Source organism: Chryseobacterium sp. HR92 (assembly GCF_045689405.1).
Taxonomy (GTDB): Bacteria; Bacteroidota; Bacteroidia; order Flavobacteriales; family Weeksellaceae; genus Chryseobacterium; species Chryseobacterium viscerum_A.
Window position 1 is genome coordinate 3,027,802 of record NZ_CP139139.1, and the last position, 16,023, is coordinate 3,043,824.

Below are 16,023 nucleotides of genomic sequence, written 5' to 3' on the forward strand. Positions count from 1 at the left end.
TAAAATTTAACCAACATATTTAAATAAAATTTAAACATCCTTAATCTACACATTCTTTTTAAAACCTTAATTCCCTCATTATATTTCTGATTTTACTGTAAACTCTATCAGAAGTTGCCCAGCAACTATTTTAACAAAAAAACACAGATTATGAATTACATACAACAGCTGAGGTCCATTTTCTTTCCATGCAGGATGGCCTCACTGTTGTTTTTGTTATTCATTTTTAAATTTACAGGACTAAAATCCCAGATTTTCTATAATGATAAGTACACTAAAATTATTATTGGAGAGAATACAACATTTTACATTGCAGATTCAGGGATAGCAAAGATTGGGTCAAGGTCTTTCGGGGAACAACCTTTAATAAAAAATTATTCTGAAAATAAGCAAATAGGAGCTAACAAAAAGATAAAGCTAAGACGCAAAAAGAATAAAAAATTAATAAACTTAAAAAAAGATATTTTAATCTGTCATAAAGCACAATTGATTAAATCCGTAAAGCCTGATAATTTAACCTCATTTAATCACCAAGATATGGCTATTTCTGGATTAGTCATTACTCTTCAATATAGTCAGAAATTTTTCATTGAAAATACAATGTTTAACTTTTTGAATAATCATTTAAAAAAGAATATTGAAAAAATCACAAATCATAACTTTCTTTTTTTAAGTAATTATCAATTGTTTAAGTATACAACTCGTCCCCCTCCCTACTTTATATTTCAAAATCAGAAATGTATTTGAACAGACAAACATATATTAATATAATTTAAAGAAAACAATAAGGTGAAAAATAATAATATTTTATTGAGCATATTTCTAATAACAAATATACTCATGCTTGCAAAAGCCCAAAGCCCCGGTGGAGTCCCTGGATCTCAGCTATGGTATAAAGGTGATGTAGGAATAGTAACTGCAGGAAGCAACGTGATCGGATGGAGCAACAGTGCTTCGGCTTTATACAATTTGGTCCAACAAGGTGGAGCTAGTACTCTGCCCACATCAAGTCAGATTAATTTTAATCCGTCCGTAAGATTTGACGGCACGGATGATCGCTTAGCAACGTCCTCTAATATTCCACAAACTATAACAACAACGGCAGCCGCTCCTTATACAACATCACAATATGTTGTTTATAGAAAACTGGGTTCCGTAATGAACTCGCTTTACAATCATTCCAATGGTGCTGGAGGAACATGGAACGTAGGTGGAAATTCAGACGGTGGAATGCTGATTACCAATCGCAGTATTATTACAACCGCTCCATCTCTAAATGAAGTCCGTCTACAATCACTCGATGGAAATTCCAATGCAGCTACAGCGTATCTTAATGGTGCTTCAATATCATCTACATTCAACAATAGTACTGATATAGCAGGAGCCGCAAAATTCTGGGTAGGAGCCGAAGGTACCACTCCAAATAAGTTTAGTAACGCCGATATTGCTGAAATTGTAATCTATAATACTACTCAAACAACAGGACGTCCACAGATAGAAAGTTATCTTTCTTTGAAGTATGGAATCACAAAACTTGGCAACTACATTGCCTCAAACGGAACAACCAACTATTGGAATGCAGCTACCAATGCTGGATATCTTAACAATATTACCGGAATTGGAAGAGATGATAATACGGTCCTTTATCAAAAGCAATCAATGAGTACCAGACCAGGGCAGCAGATTTTGATTGGGCTTACAGGTATGGCAAATACGAATGCTTTAAATTCCGGAACACTTACCGATCAGCAGTTTCTTGTTGTTGGAGATAATGGTTTGGCAAAAATACCTTCTGTTGCAATCAATGGCATTGCCGGAGTTAATTCCCGTTTTAATTCTGTCTGGAAAGTTCAGAATACAGGTTCAGTAGGAACAGTAAGAATCATGTGGCCTCAAGGGCTTACTAATTTAAAACTTGTCCAGAATAGTTCGGATCCCACCTTTATCGCAGGGAATACATTCACTGACATGTCAGCGAATATGCAGACTATCAATGGAGTTGTTTACAACTATGCGGATGTTTCACTGGCAAACGGGCAGTTTTTTACCCTGGCTGCTTTTGTACAAGCTCCAGGAGGGGTTATAAGCAATCTGCGCGTCTGGATAAAAGCAGATGATAATCCAAATGGAAATACCACTGACAATATAGCAATTGCAACTTGGCCTAATAAAGGACTGATAGGAGGAAATTTTGTCGGAGGAGCAGCTTCTCCTAATACAATTGCGTTACAAACTACCGGACCATTATACAGAAACTCTTCTGCAATGAATGTCAACTTTAATCCTGTAGCACAATCCACCTCAACTTCAGGCCTTGGTATCCAAAATGCGTTTGCAGGAACAGGAGATGATTATACAATGATTGCACTTAACAAAAACCCAACTGTTTCAGGATTTAGAAATATGTTCCATTTCCACGGTGGTGCAAATCTAAATGCAACAAGCGGCTCCAATGAATGGTTTGGGGCTCTCGCCAACGTGCCTATTGCCTGGCCTGGCGCTGGAGGATCAGCAACATATACTGCAAATATCCCGGCAGTTACCACATTTTCAGCTACAGGTACCGGAACAATTAGCTATCAAGTAAATAGTGTATCAAAAGGCAGTGGAGTATCTCTTTCTAAATCAGGAACTGACCTACTGATAGGTACCGATGGTGATGGCGGACCTGATGACGGGATAGATATCATTATGCCAGAGAACATAATGTATAATTCGGTTTTAGGTAGCTCAGATTACAATAAAGTAGTATCTTATCTGGCTATTAAATATGGTATTACCTTAGGAAGCTTTGCTTCACCCGTGAATTATACCAATACTATTGGTATAAATGTATGGTCTGCAGCTGCTAATTCCTATCAAACCAATGTAATTGGTATAGCCAGGGATGATGCTGAAGCTCTGCACCAGAGAATTTCAAAATCACAGGACGCTGCAGGAGATATTATTACCATTAGTACCAATAATGATTTTATAAACGCAAACAGTAATACTAACCATACGGATATTACCAATGACCAATTCTACTTTATGACGGGGAATAATGGAGCAGCAACTACCTATAATGTCCAGAATATTATGAATCGTAGATGGAAAGTGCAAACAGCGGGCACAGCACAGAATCTATTCTTCAAAACTTCTGACACTCAGGCAACCTATCTTATCTATGCCGATGATGCGGGTATGACTACGAATGTTGTAAATGTTCCTCTTGTAAGTGGTGCTACAGCTGGCATCCAGATTCCAAACGGTAAGTTTTTTACATTCGCAAAATTTACTTTCTGTACCAAAGATCCGAACCTTTCTCCTGCTGATACGATTACTAAAATTGGCATTACCATTCAGACAAAACAAAACGGATGGCCGGAAAACCTTCCAAACGGAGCTGTAGCACTGGAATCCAAAACAAAAGGTTTTGTAATTACACGTTCTCAGAGTTCTGCAATTGTAAATCCTGTAGAAGGTATGCTTATGTATGACACAGTGGATAAATGTATGAAACTTTACAACGGAACAAGTTGGCATTGTGTAGTAAGAAGCTGTAACCAGTAATAATTTTTAAAATAATCAAAATGAAAAAAATAATATTAGCAACAGTCATTTTTGCAAGCTTTTCTTGCCTTACAGCACAGGTGGGCATGGGCAAAGCTTCTGTAGACGGAGATGCTATTCTGGATTTTCCATTATCCAATACAGGAATTATCCTTCCGATAGTAGAAGTTCTCCCAACCGGGATTGCGGCAAGTAACGGAACATTTTTACTTGATAAAACAGACAATACGGTAAAAATGCGCGAAAATGATATATGGGTGCCTTTGTCCGATTCCGGAAGTCTCACAGGTACAATGCCAAACACATCTGCTGAGCAAGGAGGAGGAGTCATTATTGGTGCTCCGAGCTCTCCTGCACAAGGTGTTCTTGTTCTTGAATCAGCGAGCAGAGCATTAGTTTTACCAAAGGTTAATGACCCTGTAGCAAGTATGAAAAGTCCTATTGCAGGAACGATGTGCTACGATACAGTAAGTAAAACGATGGCTGTATTTGATGGAGTAAAATGGAGCTTTTGGAAATAATAATAGTATCCAATAAATATATAAAGTCGGCATAAATGTGCCGACTTTTTTATTGTAATCAAACATCAAAAGAAATTGCTTATTTTTTTGTTTAAAATACTAACATCAACTATGAAAGTTAATCTAAAATAGGATTTTTTCATAATCTATTTTGTATAAACTATACTCTTATTTTTCTCATGATTTATGCTCATTATATATTCTGATGGTGTAATTCCTTCAATCTGCTTAAATACTCTGTTAAATGTAGATTGGTTTGAAAACCCAGATTCGGTATAAATATACATAAGAGTAACTCTACTTATATCATTTTCATTAAGGAGCTTTTTTACATTCTCAACTCTACATACATTCAGATAGTGATTAAAATTTGAATATCCGTTTAATTTGATAGCTTTAGCTATATATAAATTATTACATTTCAATACGTTAGATAATTGAGAAATTGTAACACCTGCATCTTTATAAGTTTCTTTCTCTTCTATAAGACTTTTCACCTTATTAAACAAAATATTATACTTTTCAGTATTATCACATGAATAGATAATCTGTTCTTTTTCTGAAGAATTAATTAATTCTGATTCAATTTGATCTTGATGATCTGATTCGGAATATTTAAACTGAAATAAAGCTCTTTCTATTTCAGCTTTTCTTATTTTTTCGTTAAAGTAAATAAGAAGACTAAATACCATAATATTTGAAACTCCAACAAAAGTATCAGAAACTACAATAACACTAACATCGTCTAAGTTAAAATAATCAAATGTAAACAACTTTGTAAGTATACTTACAGCAGCAATGATAAGTATAATATATGTTGAATAAATATAAATATATCTTTTTTCCAGAAATATATATGCACCGAATGGAACTGGTAATAACCACATGGCAGTAGCCGCAGAATATTTCCAGAAATCGAGCATAATAAACCCCGCAAATAAAGGAGCATAGGCAAGATAAAGATGAACCAGAAATTTTATATTATAATTCTTTCGGATTACCAAGAATGTGTAAAACATCAATATAGAATAAAGTAGAGTACAACCAGCAAAAAAAGAATCTTTAATAATAAAATAAAATACAAAAGAATAGACCAACAAAATGCCAGACATCAGATACACATACTTCAAGATAAGTTTTCTTTTGAGTGCATCTACAAGTTCATTCATAAATTCTTTTCCAGTTATCATTTGAATATAAAAAAATAACTTAACCAAAAAACTGATTATCAATAAATTAACAATATGAATCAAATTAAAAATTGTATTGATATTTAATTCTTTTGATTGTTTATATCAGTTATTTTTGTTAAATAAATTACAAATTTAACATTTAAAACTACAAGAAGAAAGCATTTTTGTAACAAATGATCTAAATGATAAAAAAAAACAAACTTTGAACAAATATAAAATGATAGCTCAGTATGCCACAGAGAAGATTTCACGCTCGATTTTTCATATCAACCTTACTGATGCTTCTGTAATACAGTAGGCTTCTCTGTCGGCATTTTTTTACAATTCTTTCAACTTAAGATATTCATCAAATGGAAACAAGTTTCTTAAGTTCTGAAAACAACATTCATTTCCAATGTCCCTAATTATAAACCTTTCCAAATGAATTTCAAGAATATAAACATCGGTTCAATAATCCATAAACGTACCTTAGAATGTGAAATAGAAATCACCAGACTTTGTAAATTTTTCAGCTGTACAGAAAAGGAAATCACCACGATGTATCAATCAAAAAGTCTCGATTCCGAAATTATTCTTAAATGGAGTAGAATTCTTGAATATGATTTTTTCAGAATCTATTCTCAAAACCTAATACTTTATGCTCCGGCTACAACAGATATTAAAAACAAAAAAACTAAAATCATTTCAAAAATGCCGCATTTTCGAAAAAATATATACACTCAGGAATTAGTCAATTTTATGCTTGAAATGATTGAAAATGGAGAAAAAACAAGAGCTCAGATTATTACAGATTATAATATTCCCAAAACAACTTTATACAAATGGATAGAAAAGAACAAAAAATAAACCAACCCTATTACAAAAAAATATATACAGATATTATCAATAACAAATTTCCGGAAAAGACTGATACATGTGAAAATATATTGTCAAAGAATAAACTTGATGTTTTGGATATTATCCTACTCAATAAATTGATTTTCGGTCATCAGGAGATTTGCTCCGGCAATCAACGTCTCCGTTCATATGATGAAAAAACTATTGTAAAGATGCTTGAATATCAAAAAAAAAATAAACTAAATAACAGTCAATTAGCTCTACATTTTAAGCTAAGTAGAAATACTATTACAAAATGGAAACGTAATTTTAAAATTTAATACCTCCTCTTCCCTATCTGTAAAAAGATATGCATAAAATATAACACAATACTTAATGAACAAAACTATTTCAACGATCCTGCTTTTCAGCAGCATCATTTCCGTATATGCTCAAAAAGCAGGAAACATAGGAATCAATACACCTAATCCCGAAAAAGAACTTACCGTCAATGGCACGATGAAAACATCGGGCATGATATTAAAAGACCCTCTCGAAAAACTTGGTGCGAATGAAAACTATTCTTTTTTGATTAAGTCCCCTGCACCCCAAAACAAGATTACATCTTACAACGAGTCTTTTGTACCTACTACTCCAGCCCCAATTAATCTTATTCAGTTCAAAATTAATTGTGATCCTTCAAATAAAGACTGGATATACGAATATGATACAAAGATCAATTCAAATAAATTTCTTGTGGTTATCTCTTCCTTCGGATTTACACAACCCATATTTACTATTATGAGCAATATCGCTACACCTATTCCACAGATTTTTGCCTATCCAAAGAACGGAACATGGAAACTCAAAGCTGATTATGCAGGATTTAAACCAGACGCCTCTCTTCCTGCTGGCATTTGGACCTTAAACCTACTGGTTTTTGACAAAGCCTACACCAGACAATTTAATCCTTCCCAGAACCTTGGAGGCTCTGGCAACGGCTCTGCAGCATCTCCCCTAATCCTTTAATTTTAAAATATAAAATGAGAAAAAAAATACTGTCATTTTGGGGACTCCTAATCTCACTACTTTTAACAGCACAGGTGGGAATAAATACAACTACTCCCAAGGGAACATTGGATGTTGCCGGAGAAACCCTGATAGAATCTTATATAATTGACACAACAAACTCTTACACAACGGGCAATTACTTACTCCTGACACGTTCCAAAGACACAACACCTACAGGAAAAGTTAAACTGCTTGATATTTCTCTTCGAGATGTAGCTCCCATCAACACGTACAATATTATACTGAGAAATGTTAGTCAAGATGATGTTTTCAGCCTCAATACAGGACTGGAGAGCAATAAATATGTCGTTGCTATTACAGGTGCTGTTTTCACCAATGCACAGTTGGCCCTAAACGCCAGTTTGAATTCTTATGGTGCATATTCAACGGAAGTTACATCCATAACAAGTGCAGGTAAGACATATAATGCTGTCAATTTAAATTTTCAGGGAGCAGGTACAGTCTCTTCTCAAAACGGAACCTGGACACTTACGTTATGCGTTTATGAAAAGACTTTGATTAAAGACTGGGGCACTTATTCCGGCTCCGTAGACAATTCATATACTGGAATTTCAACTAATACTCCAATAGGTTTACAATAAAATTATGAAAAAAAAAATTTACAGCATTATAATTATCTTTACAGGATTGTTTATCAATGCTCAAAATGGTAAAATAGGAATCAATACATCAAATCCAATCGAAACATTAGATGTTAATGGCCTAAGCTATACCAACTCCCTTTATTTAAGAAATCCTGGGGAACCTGATAAAACAGGAGGACACTTTCTTGCAACTTCTACAAACATGCTAGATCTTTATGATCCAGAACTTGAAAGCAGCGGGTTATTTAATTATATAAAGCTTACACTTACAGGAATACCTTCTTCAGGCCTTAATGACTATGATACAAAAATTGATGCCTCTAAATTTTTAGTTGTGGTACATAATTATTCGTTCAAACTCAATAATGGTTCGACTGAAGTCGCCCTTGATTATGGAAGTAATGGGATCAATGATAAGATACAAGGCTCCCCAAATATTAGTGCATTTAAAAGCAATGGAAGCTGGCACATTAGAGCCAATTTCACAAATAGTAAACTACTCGACTACACTACCGGATATCCAGATGGGACTTTTAACAATTTTACTATTGATCTATATTTGATGGCCTATAAATATCTTATTACTAAACAAAATATCAACGACAGCTCTAAGGATTTGGGTGGTACAAACGGATCTACATTACTTTTAAACAAACCTTCCGGATTTTAATATTAAATAACTCATTTTCAAAAACACTAATTATTGATACTAAACGTATAGATCTAATAACAAATTCTATATTCCAATTATTTTATGAGATTAACTAAAAAAACATACAAAAATTTCACTTAGGTTATATCATGTAAATAAAGTCATGCTATTCTGTCCAAAGATTTCCTGAAAAATATGTTTTAGCCTTTCCTGCAATTATCACTCTTTCATCCTGCTGCTGACAATATAATTCGCCTCTCCTTTCCGAAAGCTGAATTGCAAAAAGATCTTTTTTATTCAGTCTTTTTGTCCAAAACGGAACAAGTGAACAATGTGCTGAGCCGGTAACAGGATCTTCGAGGATAGTCGCTTGTGGTGTAAAACATCGTGAAACGAAATCACTGTTTGCTCCTCTTGCTGTTACCACAACTCCTCCCGGATCTAAATTTATAAGGTCAAAGATTGACCTGTCAATTCGAATGTTTTTTATATCATCCTCAGAATCATATACAAGGATATAATCCCGAGATTTATAAATTTCCTTAGGCTGAATATTTAAAGACCGGGAGATAATATTAGGAAGATCAGATTTCACAGGCATCCTTGATGGAAAATCAAGATAATATGAATCATTTTCACAAGTTACTGTAAGCTTTCCACTTTTAGTTTCAAAAACAATTATATTGCTTTTATAATTTAAAATTGAAATAAGACAATGTGCAGCCGCAAGAGTGGCGTGACCACAAAGATCCATCTCTATTTCCGGGGTAAACCAACGCAAATGTATTTCTTCTTGTCCATTATTTAAAAAAAATGCTGTTTCTGCCACAGCATTTTCTCTCGCAATATTTAGGAGAATTTCATCTGGCAACCAATCATTTAAAGGCACTACACATGCTGGATTTCCTTTGAAAAGCACATCAGTAAACGCATCAACCTGATACAGCTCTAGCTTCATAAAAAATTTTAAAGGAAAATTACTGCTTATAAAATATAAAAACAAATTATTTTTAAAAAGATGCCGGATGTTTAATAATATAGCATTTCTAAATAGAGAAAAATGTTTTACTATACTTTAGTAAAATAAATTTTTAATAATTACTTTCTGCTGAAGCTCTAGTATAGTATTTTTTTCTACTGAACTGATAACTGATGTCTTTTGAAGCATCCCTAACAATATGAAAGGATGCGCGGTAAGTGAGATCATATTGATGATAAAATGAACAGGATTATCATAACCTGTAATAATTTTCATACTAATAGCTGCCTGTATTTCTGATGAAAACAGTACAAAATCATTACGGAAATCTTCAGAATATTTGTTGTTTTCTATGAAAATAAAGAAAGGGGTTGCCTAGGCCTAGCCTGATTTTCATTTGATAGAATATATGACATACATACCTAATTCAACACAAAACATTGTCAGGCATCTAACTCTTGGCTAATCTATAACCGCTCCTTTATCCACTCTAAAAGGTTATTTGAACTTACATTCAATTCTGAAATTAATGTGGCACAAAATATCAATCCTCCACCAATTAGTAACCGATATGTAATACTTTCGTCCATGATAAAAAAGGCAGCAACAGCTCCAAAGATTGGTTCAAATAAATAAATGAGGGCTACCCTCTCTGCACTTATGTAACGTTGCGAAATATTGGAAACCGTATACATATAGGCTGTAGAAAACAAGGAACAAAAAACAATTCCCCACCAAAAACCAGTCGTGATAGGTTGCCACTTGGCATTGGCATCGATTATTGCAATGACAAAGGTAAGCAAAGCGCACATTGCAAACATTGGTACAATGGTGCTGATTAGCTTGTTTTTTACTGAACATCTTTCAACACATATCAGATATACTGCAAATCCAAAAGCTCCAACTAATGTGTATAGATCTCCCAAGCCAATCGTGAAATTATTTTTTATTGAAATTATAAATAGTCCTATTAGTGATACAAAAGCTGCAATCCATAACTTTTGGGATACAAAAGTTCTATACAATACTAACTTCAGCACAGGTATTATCACAACGCATGTTCCTGCAATAAAAGAGCATTGGGATGCTGACGAATGTTTAATACCAAGCGTCTGCATATAAATTCCAAAAACCAGAGGAATAGCTAGACCTGCACCAATTTTTATAGACAACCAATCCAAATTTCTCAAGTAACGATTAAAAATAACAGACAATACAATTGTAGCTAAAGAAAAACGATAGAATAGAAAAGTTGAAGCAGAATTCTCGCCAATGGCTATTTTAGTTATGGAAAACGAAATGCCCCAAAATGCTGTACCCAAAACCAGTAAAAGCAGAAAAATATTCTTCCGATCCATTTTAGTTATCTATACTTTGGGTTATACGTTCTCAATGGGCAGCATCTTTTTCATCATTATATCGGTTTGTTCATCGTCTCCCAATTTGAAAATATGTTTGTCAAATACCAAAAATCCATTCTTCTCATAAAATCGAATAGCTTTAGGATTTTCTTCCCAAACCCCCAGCCAGATATATGGAGCCTGTAAGAATTCAGCCCTTTGTAATGCTTTTTCATAGAGCACTTGCCCTATCATCTTCCCATGATAAGCGTTTAGAACATAAATCCTTTCTATTTCTAGCGCAGCATTATCTTGAAGCTCAGTTTGCGAGAGACCCGTATTTAATTTCAGATATCCAATAACTTTACCATCTATTTTGGCGAAATAAAATTCAGATCCTTCTTTGTTTAGCTCATCGATAAGTTTTTCTTCTGAGAACCCTTCCGAAAGATAATTTGCCATATTCTCTTCACTGTTGCTTTCCGAAAACGTCTCGAAAAAAGTGTCTTTACCAATTTTTTGCAGGTCGGCAATATCATTAAGTATAACCCTGCTTATTTCTATATTTTCCATTTTAGCTTCTTTAAAAAGTTTAATTGACAAAATTTTTGGATGCATCGTCCTAAGGATATTGCAACCCCAAACACGTGCATAATATTTTACAAAAATAAAGCATTATTTAATGCAATAAAATGCTACTTTTACATAAACTAATTCTTATTTTGCATTAATTATGAACCTACAGCAAATAAAATATTTCTTGGCAGTTGCACGTGAACTGCACTTCTGGAATGCTGCAGCTACAATGAATATAACTCAATCAGCGCTTAGCCGGCAAATTCAATCTCTGGAAACTCTTATTGGAGTTCAATTGTTTGAGCGTAACAAAAGAAACGTCAAACTAACGCCAGCAGGACAATTTCTGAAAGAAAAGTGGGAAGTTGAACTGAATAAACTAGAGTCCTTCCACAAACATGCAATCCAAATCCAATTAGGAGAATCAGGTACGATCACCATTGCACATCCTGACTCGATTTCAGCATCAATAATGCCTGATATTATTAGTAAAATAATGGTTTCTTTTCCTAAAATAAATATTGAGCTAGTACAGGTAAGGTATGAAGATCAGCAGGATTTCTTAAGGAACTATAAAGTTGATCTTGTGATAACGAGGGATATAAATAATGTCGAAAACATAATTTCAGAGAAAATCTATACTGATCATTTGGCTATAGTAGTACCTGAAAACCATGCATTCAAAAATGAAAACGACATTAACAAGGCTTCCCTTGAATCACAAAGATTCATCTTACCAGTTAAGGATGAGGGAAGTAGTTACAGTAACATTCTCCAACAGCTATTCAATTCTTTCAACTTTATCCCTAATGTCTGTGTATATTCTGAATTCGGTTCCGCAACAATAGCACTTGTCCGAAAGGGACTGGGAATCGCTATCCTACCAGACTCCTATATCCATCATGCCAACCCTGGCATACGTTTTATTTCAATGCCAATTGAAACCAACCTTTATTTAAACTGGCGATCTGAAGATCAAAATCCCATCCTGACTAATGTTTTACGATTGCTAATTGCAACCGGACAATCATGAGAACACCAATGAAATTAATAGAGGAATTTTATTCTACTTGTCCAACTTATTTAACATAGTAATCATAAAGTTTTTTGCCCACTTATCTTTCTTATAACCCAGATTACGATATAGAAACGGAACTATTCTATTGACTGAAATAATCCGACATAATGATAAATCATTATCTTAGATTTACTATGCATGTTAGCTACTTCCTTCAAAAAAGATTAGGATCTTGTGCCATGAGATTGATTGGTTGGAGGAATATCGAACACGTAATAATGGATAATGTGATATTTTAAAAGCAAATATCTTTTCGTTTAAGGAAACATCACAAAACTCGAACACATTTTTGTATTATTTAAAAACAATGCAACAAATTGAAAATCAATAAATTACACTCATAAAAAAAGGAGACGTTAAAAAATTAACGTCTCCCTAAGCGGAGAGAGAGGGATCACCACCTGCTCTTTAAATATCTTTATTAATAGTACTTTACAGAAATCGCGTTAAAACTACACACCGAATTACACACCTTGAATTTCATAGGTTTTTGACTCGTTTTTCCAACGTAAATTTAGCAAAAATTTATAATTTTTTAAATATTTTACTAAATTCAAATTATTTTGTCATCCTTTATATTCAAAATAAAAATCAAAACTAATGTCATGGCTAAAAACAATATTTATAAATAGAAACTCAATCTCTGTTATCCTCATATATAACCTTAACATTAGTGCTATCATTTATCAGACACCTCAATATTAGCTTAATAAAGTTTATTATATTTGGCTTAACTAATTCCCATATAAATTTGAAAATAACTTTTGTAGAATAATGCATTCAAATAACTATATATTTGCTATAGGTATTAATGATTACTCTTCCCATCTGTGGAAAAATCTTAATAATGCTGTACTTGATGCAGAGACCTTGACCAAAATCCTAAAAAATCGATATTCGTTCGAAGTATATCCACATAATCTATATAACACCAATGCTACAAAATCTGAGATATTTAATTCTTTGAATAGTCTGAATCAAGTAGTAACGGAAGAAGATAGCGTCATTATCTTTTTTGCGGGTCATGGGAATATGGATCCGGTCACAAAAAAAGGGTTTTGGATTCCTACGGACGGGACCTTGGACAGAAGTACATGGATAGAAAATTCAAGCATCAAGAATTTTATCAGCGACTGTCCGGCAAAGCACGTTTTGCTAATAATAGATTCTTGTTTTTCAGGTACTTTTTTAACTACCACCAGAAACGGAAATCTAGAAAGAACATATTTAGATTTAAATTCAAAAAAATCCAGATGGGTTATTTCGTCTGGAGGTGAAGAAAAAGTCTCAGACGGATTACCTAATGAGCATAGCCCGTTTGGAAAAAAAATCTTTGATTTTCTAAATAAAAATGACAATGAGAATTCTTCTCTGTCTGAACTATTTAATTATATCCAACTCCTAATATCATCAAAAAACAATCAAAAACCCTTATGTAATTATATAGATGGAGTTGGACATAATGATGGTGAATTAGTTTTTACAATATCAAATGGTATAAAATCTAAAGTTAAAAAAACGATTGGCATTCCTAATTCAGAAATTCTTAAACAAGAATTTTTAGCTAATATTTCCTCCGATAATAGATTAGCATCGGGAAAAGAAATACTAATTGTAAAGTCAATTGTTGATGACTATGACTTTATGATTATTGAAAATTTCAGATTCAATGATCAGAACGAAAAAAAAATAAAATTTATAGATAATAAAGGGATTCTTGATCTCAATGATCTAGAAAACAGTTGGGATGTAATAAGACGCTTTGCGACCGTTGATGGAATGATAAATTATATTCAGAAATACCCAGAATTCAGCGGAGAAAAAACAGTATTCCTCGGAGCACATCCGGATATTGATTATGTAGAAGAGCAATTATATAGCATATATTATAGTCAATATTTAACACAACTTTTAAATTCCAATACTAAGCAAATGCAATGTCTGCATTGTGGTGATAAAATTACTGACAATGACAATTATTTAATCGAATTTGATGACTATGGCTACAGTACGGCTGTTGGAAATGTACATAATAATTGCTTGAGACCCATCGATAGAATTTTAGGAAAAAGTATTTATAAAGATATTGCACAAGACCACTATCTCAAAAATTTTGATTTTGATAAATGGATTCAATTACTTCAGGATGGTCAAGGGCAATTAGCTTTTTTAAAAAAGCCTAAAAATTTCTATGATATTAACATAATCTCTTGGAATCCTGCAAATCATTTGAATAATGGTAGTTATTGTATAAAAATTCTATTTGACAATGGTGATACTAATTATGTAATGGTGGGAAAACAGATTCAAAGATTCACAGAAAAAGAAATTGATTCTTGGGTACAAAAATTTACAGATGCTTTGACAAGTAAACCTTGTAAAATTATACAGTCCGGAGTAAACGGCTATATTGATACAATTAAAAATATTATTGAAGAAGACCAAACCATTAGTTACGTCCTTTCCTATGAAAAAGTTCGTTATAGTAAATTATTGGAGAAAACTGAAACAACTATAATCAATGACTATACTCCACTTTGCTATTTCACTAACTCAGATGACGAGTTGTTAGAAATTGATAATATGGTACCATTTATTGCCGATCCTCAAAGCGTTGAAGATTACATCAAAAACTGGCAATCTATTGAGGAAATTGATGAAAATTATAAGATCAAAATTGTGGAATCAGATTTAGAATTAGGCAACTTAATTTCAGTGTATTATAAACAAAACATTTGTTATTAATCCCATATTCAATGTAAATATCAAGCAATTAAAAAAGGGAGCTATTATAAAGCCAATTGATCAAGTCATAGAGAGCAGTTAAAATAAAAGTCTATTTGTGCAATTGGGCAAATAGTATATTTCATAATTCCTCTATGCCTATGAATGATTTTCAGTTATAATAGCTTATTCAATACTAGTTTTTAATAGAGGGCAGTTACCAAAACTTAGATATTTTGCAAACTAGAAAACATTATAAAGAATATAAATATATGGATACCGAACTTGTTAAGCTTATTCTTACTACAGTAAATATAATTCTCGTCCCAATAGTTGGCGGGACATTGTACAATTCTATTGAGTCTTTTAAAAAGAGAAAATTAAAAATATTGCTGGAATCTCAATCGTTAACAGATAAACTGGATCAACAATTCATAACTGAGTTCATTGAGCCCTCTGTAAAAGAAACTGTATTCTATCTGCACACTGGTATCTCAACTCATGTGTCTAGTATTGATCGTTATATAGATTTAAAGAACAAGTTAGGAGGAAACACCACTTGGGAAAAAATAAATCGTGTTAAGTCGCATGTGAATACAACCTCTTCGGGTCCTCTTTTACTTCAGAAAAAAATTGAAAAATATAGCTCCACTTTAACATACTATTTTACTATTCTGGTAATGACTTTTTCAATTCTAGAAATCTCTCTATTATTATTTTTCATGAACTCAATTTCTAAAAAAGATTTTTTAGAATTGTTGTTTTATATTTTGGCACCACTTGCGTTAGTCTATATTGTTGCTGTTCAGGCTATGCCAGCTATTTCAGTAAATTCTATGATAAAGCAGTTAGAGCAACAAAACAATGAAGAACACCAGGAATCTTAATCTAATAAATATAATGAAAATCCTAGATA

16 protein-coding genes are annotated in these 16,023 nt (G+C 33.0%); 11 read left to right on the forward strand and 5 right to left on the reverse strand.

Annotated elements, in window-relative coordinates; translation table 11 throughout:
- The first annotated feature begins 150 nt into the window (after nt 1-150).
- From SFA27_RS13705 to SFA27_RS13715, 3 genes are all read left to right on the forward strand, one after another.
- Complete coding sequence (locus SFA27_RS13705) at nt 151-747, forward strand: hypothetical protein (protein ID WP_407292757.1); 597 nt, start codon at nt 151-153, stop codon at nt 745-747.
- Between the two features lie 93 nt (nt 748-840).
- The gene (locus SFA27_RS13710) at nt 841-3,552 is read left to right on the forward strand and encodes a hypothetical protein (protein WP_407292759.1); all 2,712 of its coding nucleotides are present in this window, start codon (nt 841-843) and stop codon (nt 3,550-3,552) included.
- 20 nt (nt 3,553-3,572) lie between these two features.
- On the forward strand, nt 3,573-4,073 hold the full coding sequence (locus SFA27_RS13715) for a hypothetical protein (protein ID WP_407292761.1): 501 nt from the start codon (nt 3,573-3,575) through the stop codon (nt 4,071-4,073).
- 146 nt (nt 4,074-4,219) lie between these two features.
- Here SFA27_RS13715 and SFA27_RS13720 read toward each other — a convergent pair whose 3' ends face one another.
- Nucleotides 4,220-5,242 (reverse strand): helix-turn-helix domain-containing protein, encoded by a 1,023-nt coding sequence (locus SFA27_RS13720; RefSeq protein ID WP_407292763.1) that lies wholly within the window; start codon nt 5,240-5,242, stop codon nt 4,220-4,222.
- Nucleotides 5,243-5,686: 444 nt separating this feature from the next.
- On the opposite strand from SFA27_RS13720, the gene SFA27_RS13725 reads away from it, so the two are divergent.
- The 5 genes from SFA27_RS13725 to SFA27_RS13745 all read left to right on the forward strand — a co-directional run bounded on the left by SFA27_RS13725 (nt 5,687) and on the right by SFA27_RS13745 (nt 8,428).
- A complete protein-coding gene (locus tag SFA27_RS13725) occupies nt 5,687-6,112 on the forward strand; it encodes a transposase (RefSeq protein WP_407292765.1) in 426 nt (141 codons plus the stop codon).
- Complete coding sequence (locus SFA27_RS13730) at nt 6,088-6,423, forward strand: helix-turn-helix domain-containing protein (RefSeq protein ID WP_407292767.1); 336 nt, start codon at nt 6,088-6,090, stop codon at nt 6,421-6,423. The genes SFA27_RS13725 and SFA27_RS13730 overlap by 25 nt, the downstream gene beginning before the upstream one ends.
- Before the next feature lie 55 nt (nt 6,424-6,478).
- A complete protein-coding gene (locus tag SFA27_RS13735; protein ID WP_407292769.1) occupies nt 6,479-7,111 on the forward strand; it encodes a hypothetical protein in 633 nt (210 codons plus the stop codon).
- 74 nt (nt 7,112-7,185) lie between these two features.
- On the forward strand, nt 7,186-7,755 hold the full coding sequence (locus SFA27_RS13740; RefSeq protein ID WP_407292771.1) for a hypothetical protein: 570 nt from the start codon (nt 7,186-7,188) through the stop codon (nt 7,753-7,755).
- A gap of 4 nt (nt 7,756-7,759) precedes the next feature.
- Nucleotides 7,760-8,428 carry a hypothetical protein gene (locus SFA27_RS13745; RefSeq protein ID WP_407292773.1) on the forward strand — a complete coding sequence of 223 codons (669 nt, stop codon included), beginning with the start codon at nt 7,760-7,762 and terminating at the stop codon, nt 8,426-8,428.
- A 148-nt stretch (nt 8,429-8,576) separates the two neighbouring features.
- Here the strand turns inward: SFA27_RS13745 and SFA27_RS13750 are convergent, their stop codons facing one another.
- From SFA27_RS13750 to SFA27_RS13765, 4 genes are all read right to left on the reverse strand, one after another.
- Nucleotides 8,577-9,368, reverse strand: a complete 792-nt coding sequence (locus SFA27_RS13750) for a PhzF family phenazine biosynthesis protein (RefSeq protein WP_407298172.1) — start codon at nt 9,366-9,368, stop codon at nt 8,577-8,579.
- A gap of 117 nt (nt 9,369-9,485) precedes the next feature.
- Entirely contained in the window at nt 9,486-9,665 is a 180-nt protein-coding gene (locus SFA27_RS13755; protein ID WP_407292774.1) for a hypothetical protein, read from the reverse strand.
- A 191-nt stretch (nt 9,666-9,856) separates the two neighbouring features.
- On the reverse strand, nt 9,857-10,747 hold the full coding sequence (locus SFA27_RS13760; protein ID WP_407292776.1) for a DMT family transporter: 891 nt from the start codon (nt 10,745-10,747) through the stop codon (nt 9,857-9,859).
- Between the two features lie 21 nt (nt 10,748-10,768).
- Nucleotides 10,769-11,302 carry a GNAT family N-acetyltransferase gene (locus tag SFA27_RS13765; protein WP_407292778.1) on the reverse strand — a complete coding sequence of 178 codons (534 nt, stop codon included), beginning with the start codon at nt 11,300-11,302 and terminating at the stop codon, nt 10,769-10,771.
- A 160-nt stretch (nt 11,303-11,462) separates the two neighbouring features.
- Here SFA27_RS13765 and SFA27_RS13770 point away from each other — a divergent pair, with 160 nt between their 5' ends.
- The 3 genes from SFA27_RS13770 (at nt 11,463) to SFA27_RS13780 (ending at nt 15,994) form a co-directional block, all read left to right on the forward strand.
- Entirely contained in the window at nt 11,463-12,338 is an 876-nt protein-coding gene (locus SFA27_RS13770) for a LysR family transcriptional regulator (protein WP_407292780.1), read from the forward strand.
- 819 nt (nt 12,339-13,157) lie between these two features.
- On the forward strand, nt 13,158-15,128 hold the full coding sequence (locus tag SFA27_RS13775) for a caspase domain-containing protein (RefSeq protein WP_407292782.1): 1,971 nt from the start codon (nt 13,158-13,160) through the stop codon (nt 15,126-15,128).
- Nucleotides 15,129-15,379: 251 nt separating this feature from the next.
- Nucleotides 15,380-15,994 (forward strand): hypothetical protein, encoded by a 615-nt coding sequence (locus tag SFA27_RS13780; RefSeq protein WP_407292784.1) that lies wholly within the window; start codon nt 15,380-15,382, stop codon nt 15,992-15,994.
- Nucleotides 15,995-16,023: the final 29 nt, after the last annotated feature.

Coding starts and splice junctions, on each gene's coding strand:
- SFA27_RS13735 (WP_407292769.1), top strand. CDS start 6,479: ATGAACAAAACTATTTCAACGATCCTGCTTTTCAGCAGCATCATTTCC.
- SFA27_RS13760 (WP_407292776.1), bottom strand. CDS start 10,747: ATGGATCGGAAGAATATTTTTCTGCTTTTACTGGTTTTGGGTACAGCA.
- SFA27_RS13770 (WP_407292780.1), top strand. CDS start 11,463: ATGAACCTACAGCAAATAAAATATTTCTTGGCAGTTGCACGTGAACTG.
- SFA27_RS13705 (WP_407292757.1), top strand. CDS start 151: ATGAATTACATACAACAGCTGAGGTCCATTTTCTTTCCATGCAGGATG.
- SFA27_RS13765 (WP_407292778.1), bottom strand. CDS start 11,302: ATGGAAAATATAGAAATAAGCAGGGTTATACTTAATGATATTGCCGAC.
- SFA27_RS13780 (WP_407292784.1), top strand. CDS start 15,380: ATGGATACCGAACTTGTTAAGCTTATTCTTACTACAGTAAATATAATT.
- SFA27_RS13720 (WP_407292763.1), bottom strand. CDS start 5,242: ATGAATGAACTTGTAGATGCACTCAAAAGAAAACTTATCTTGAAGTAT.
- SFA27_RS13710 (WP_407292759.1), top strand. CDS start 841: ATGCTTGCAAAAGCCCAAAGCCCCGGTGGAGTCCCTGGATCTCAGCTA.
- SFA27_RS13775 (WP_407292782.1), top strand. CDS start 13,158: ATGCATTCAAATAACTATATATTTGCTATAGGTATTAATGATTACTCT.
- SFA27_RS13730 (WP_407292767.1), top strand. CDS start 6,088: ATGGATAGAAAAGAACAAAAAATAAACCAACCCTATTACAAAAAAATA.
- SFA27_RS13755 (WP_407292774.1), bottom strand. CDS start 9,665: ATGAAAATTATTACAGGTTATGATAATCCTGTTCATTTTATCATCAAT.
- SFA27_RS13750 (WP_407298172.1), bottom strand. CDS start 9,368: ATGAAGCTAGAGCTGTATCAGGTTGATGCGTTTACTGATGTGCTTTTC.
- SFA27_RS13715 (WP_407292761.1), top strand. CDS start 3,573: ATGAAAAAAATAATATTAGCAACAGTCATTTTTGCAAGCTTTTCTTGC.
- SFA27_RS13745 (WP_407292773.1), top strand. CDS start 7,760: ATGAAAAAAAAAATTTACAGCATTATAATTATCTTTACAGGATTGTTT.
- SFA27_RS13725 (WP_407292765.1), top strand. CDS start 5,687: ATGAATTTCAAGAATATAAACATCGGTTCAATAATCCATAAACGTACC.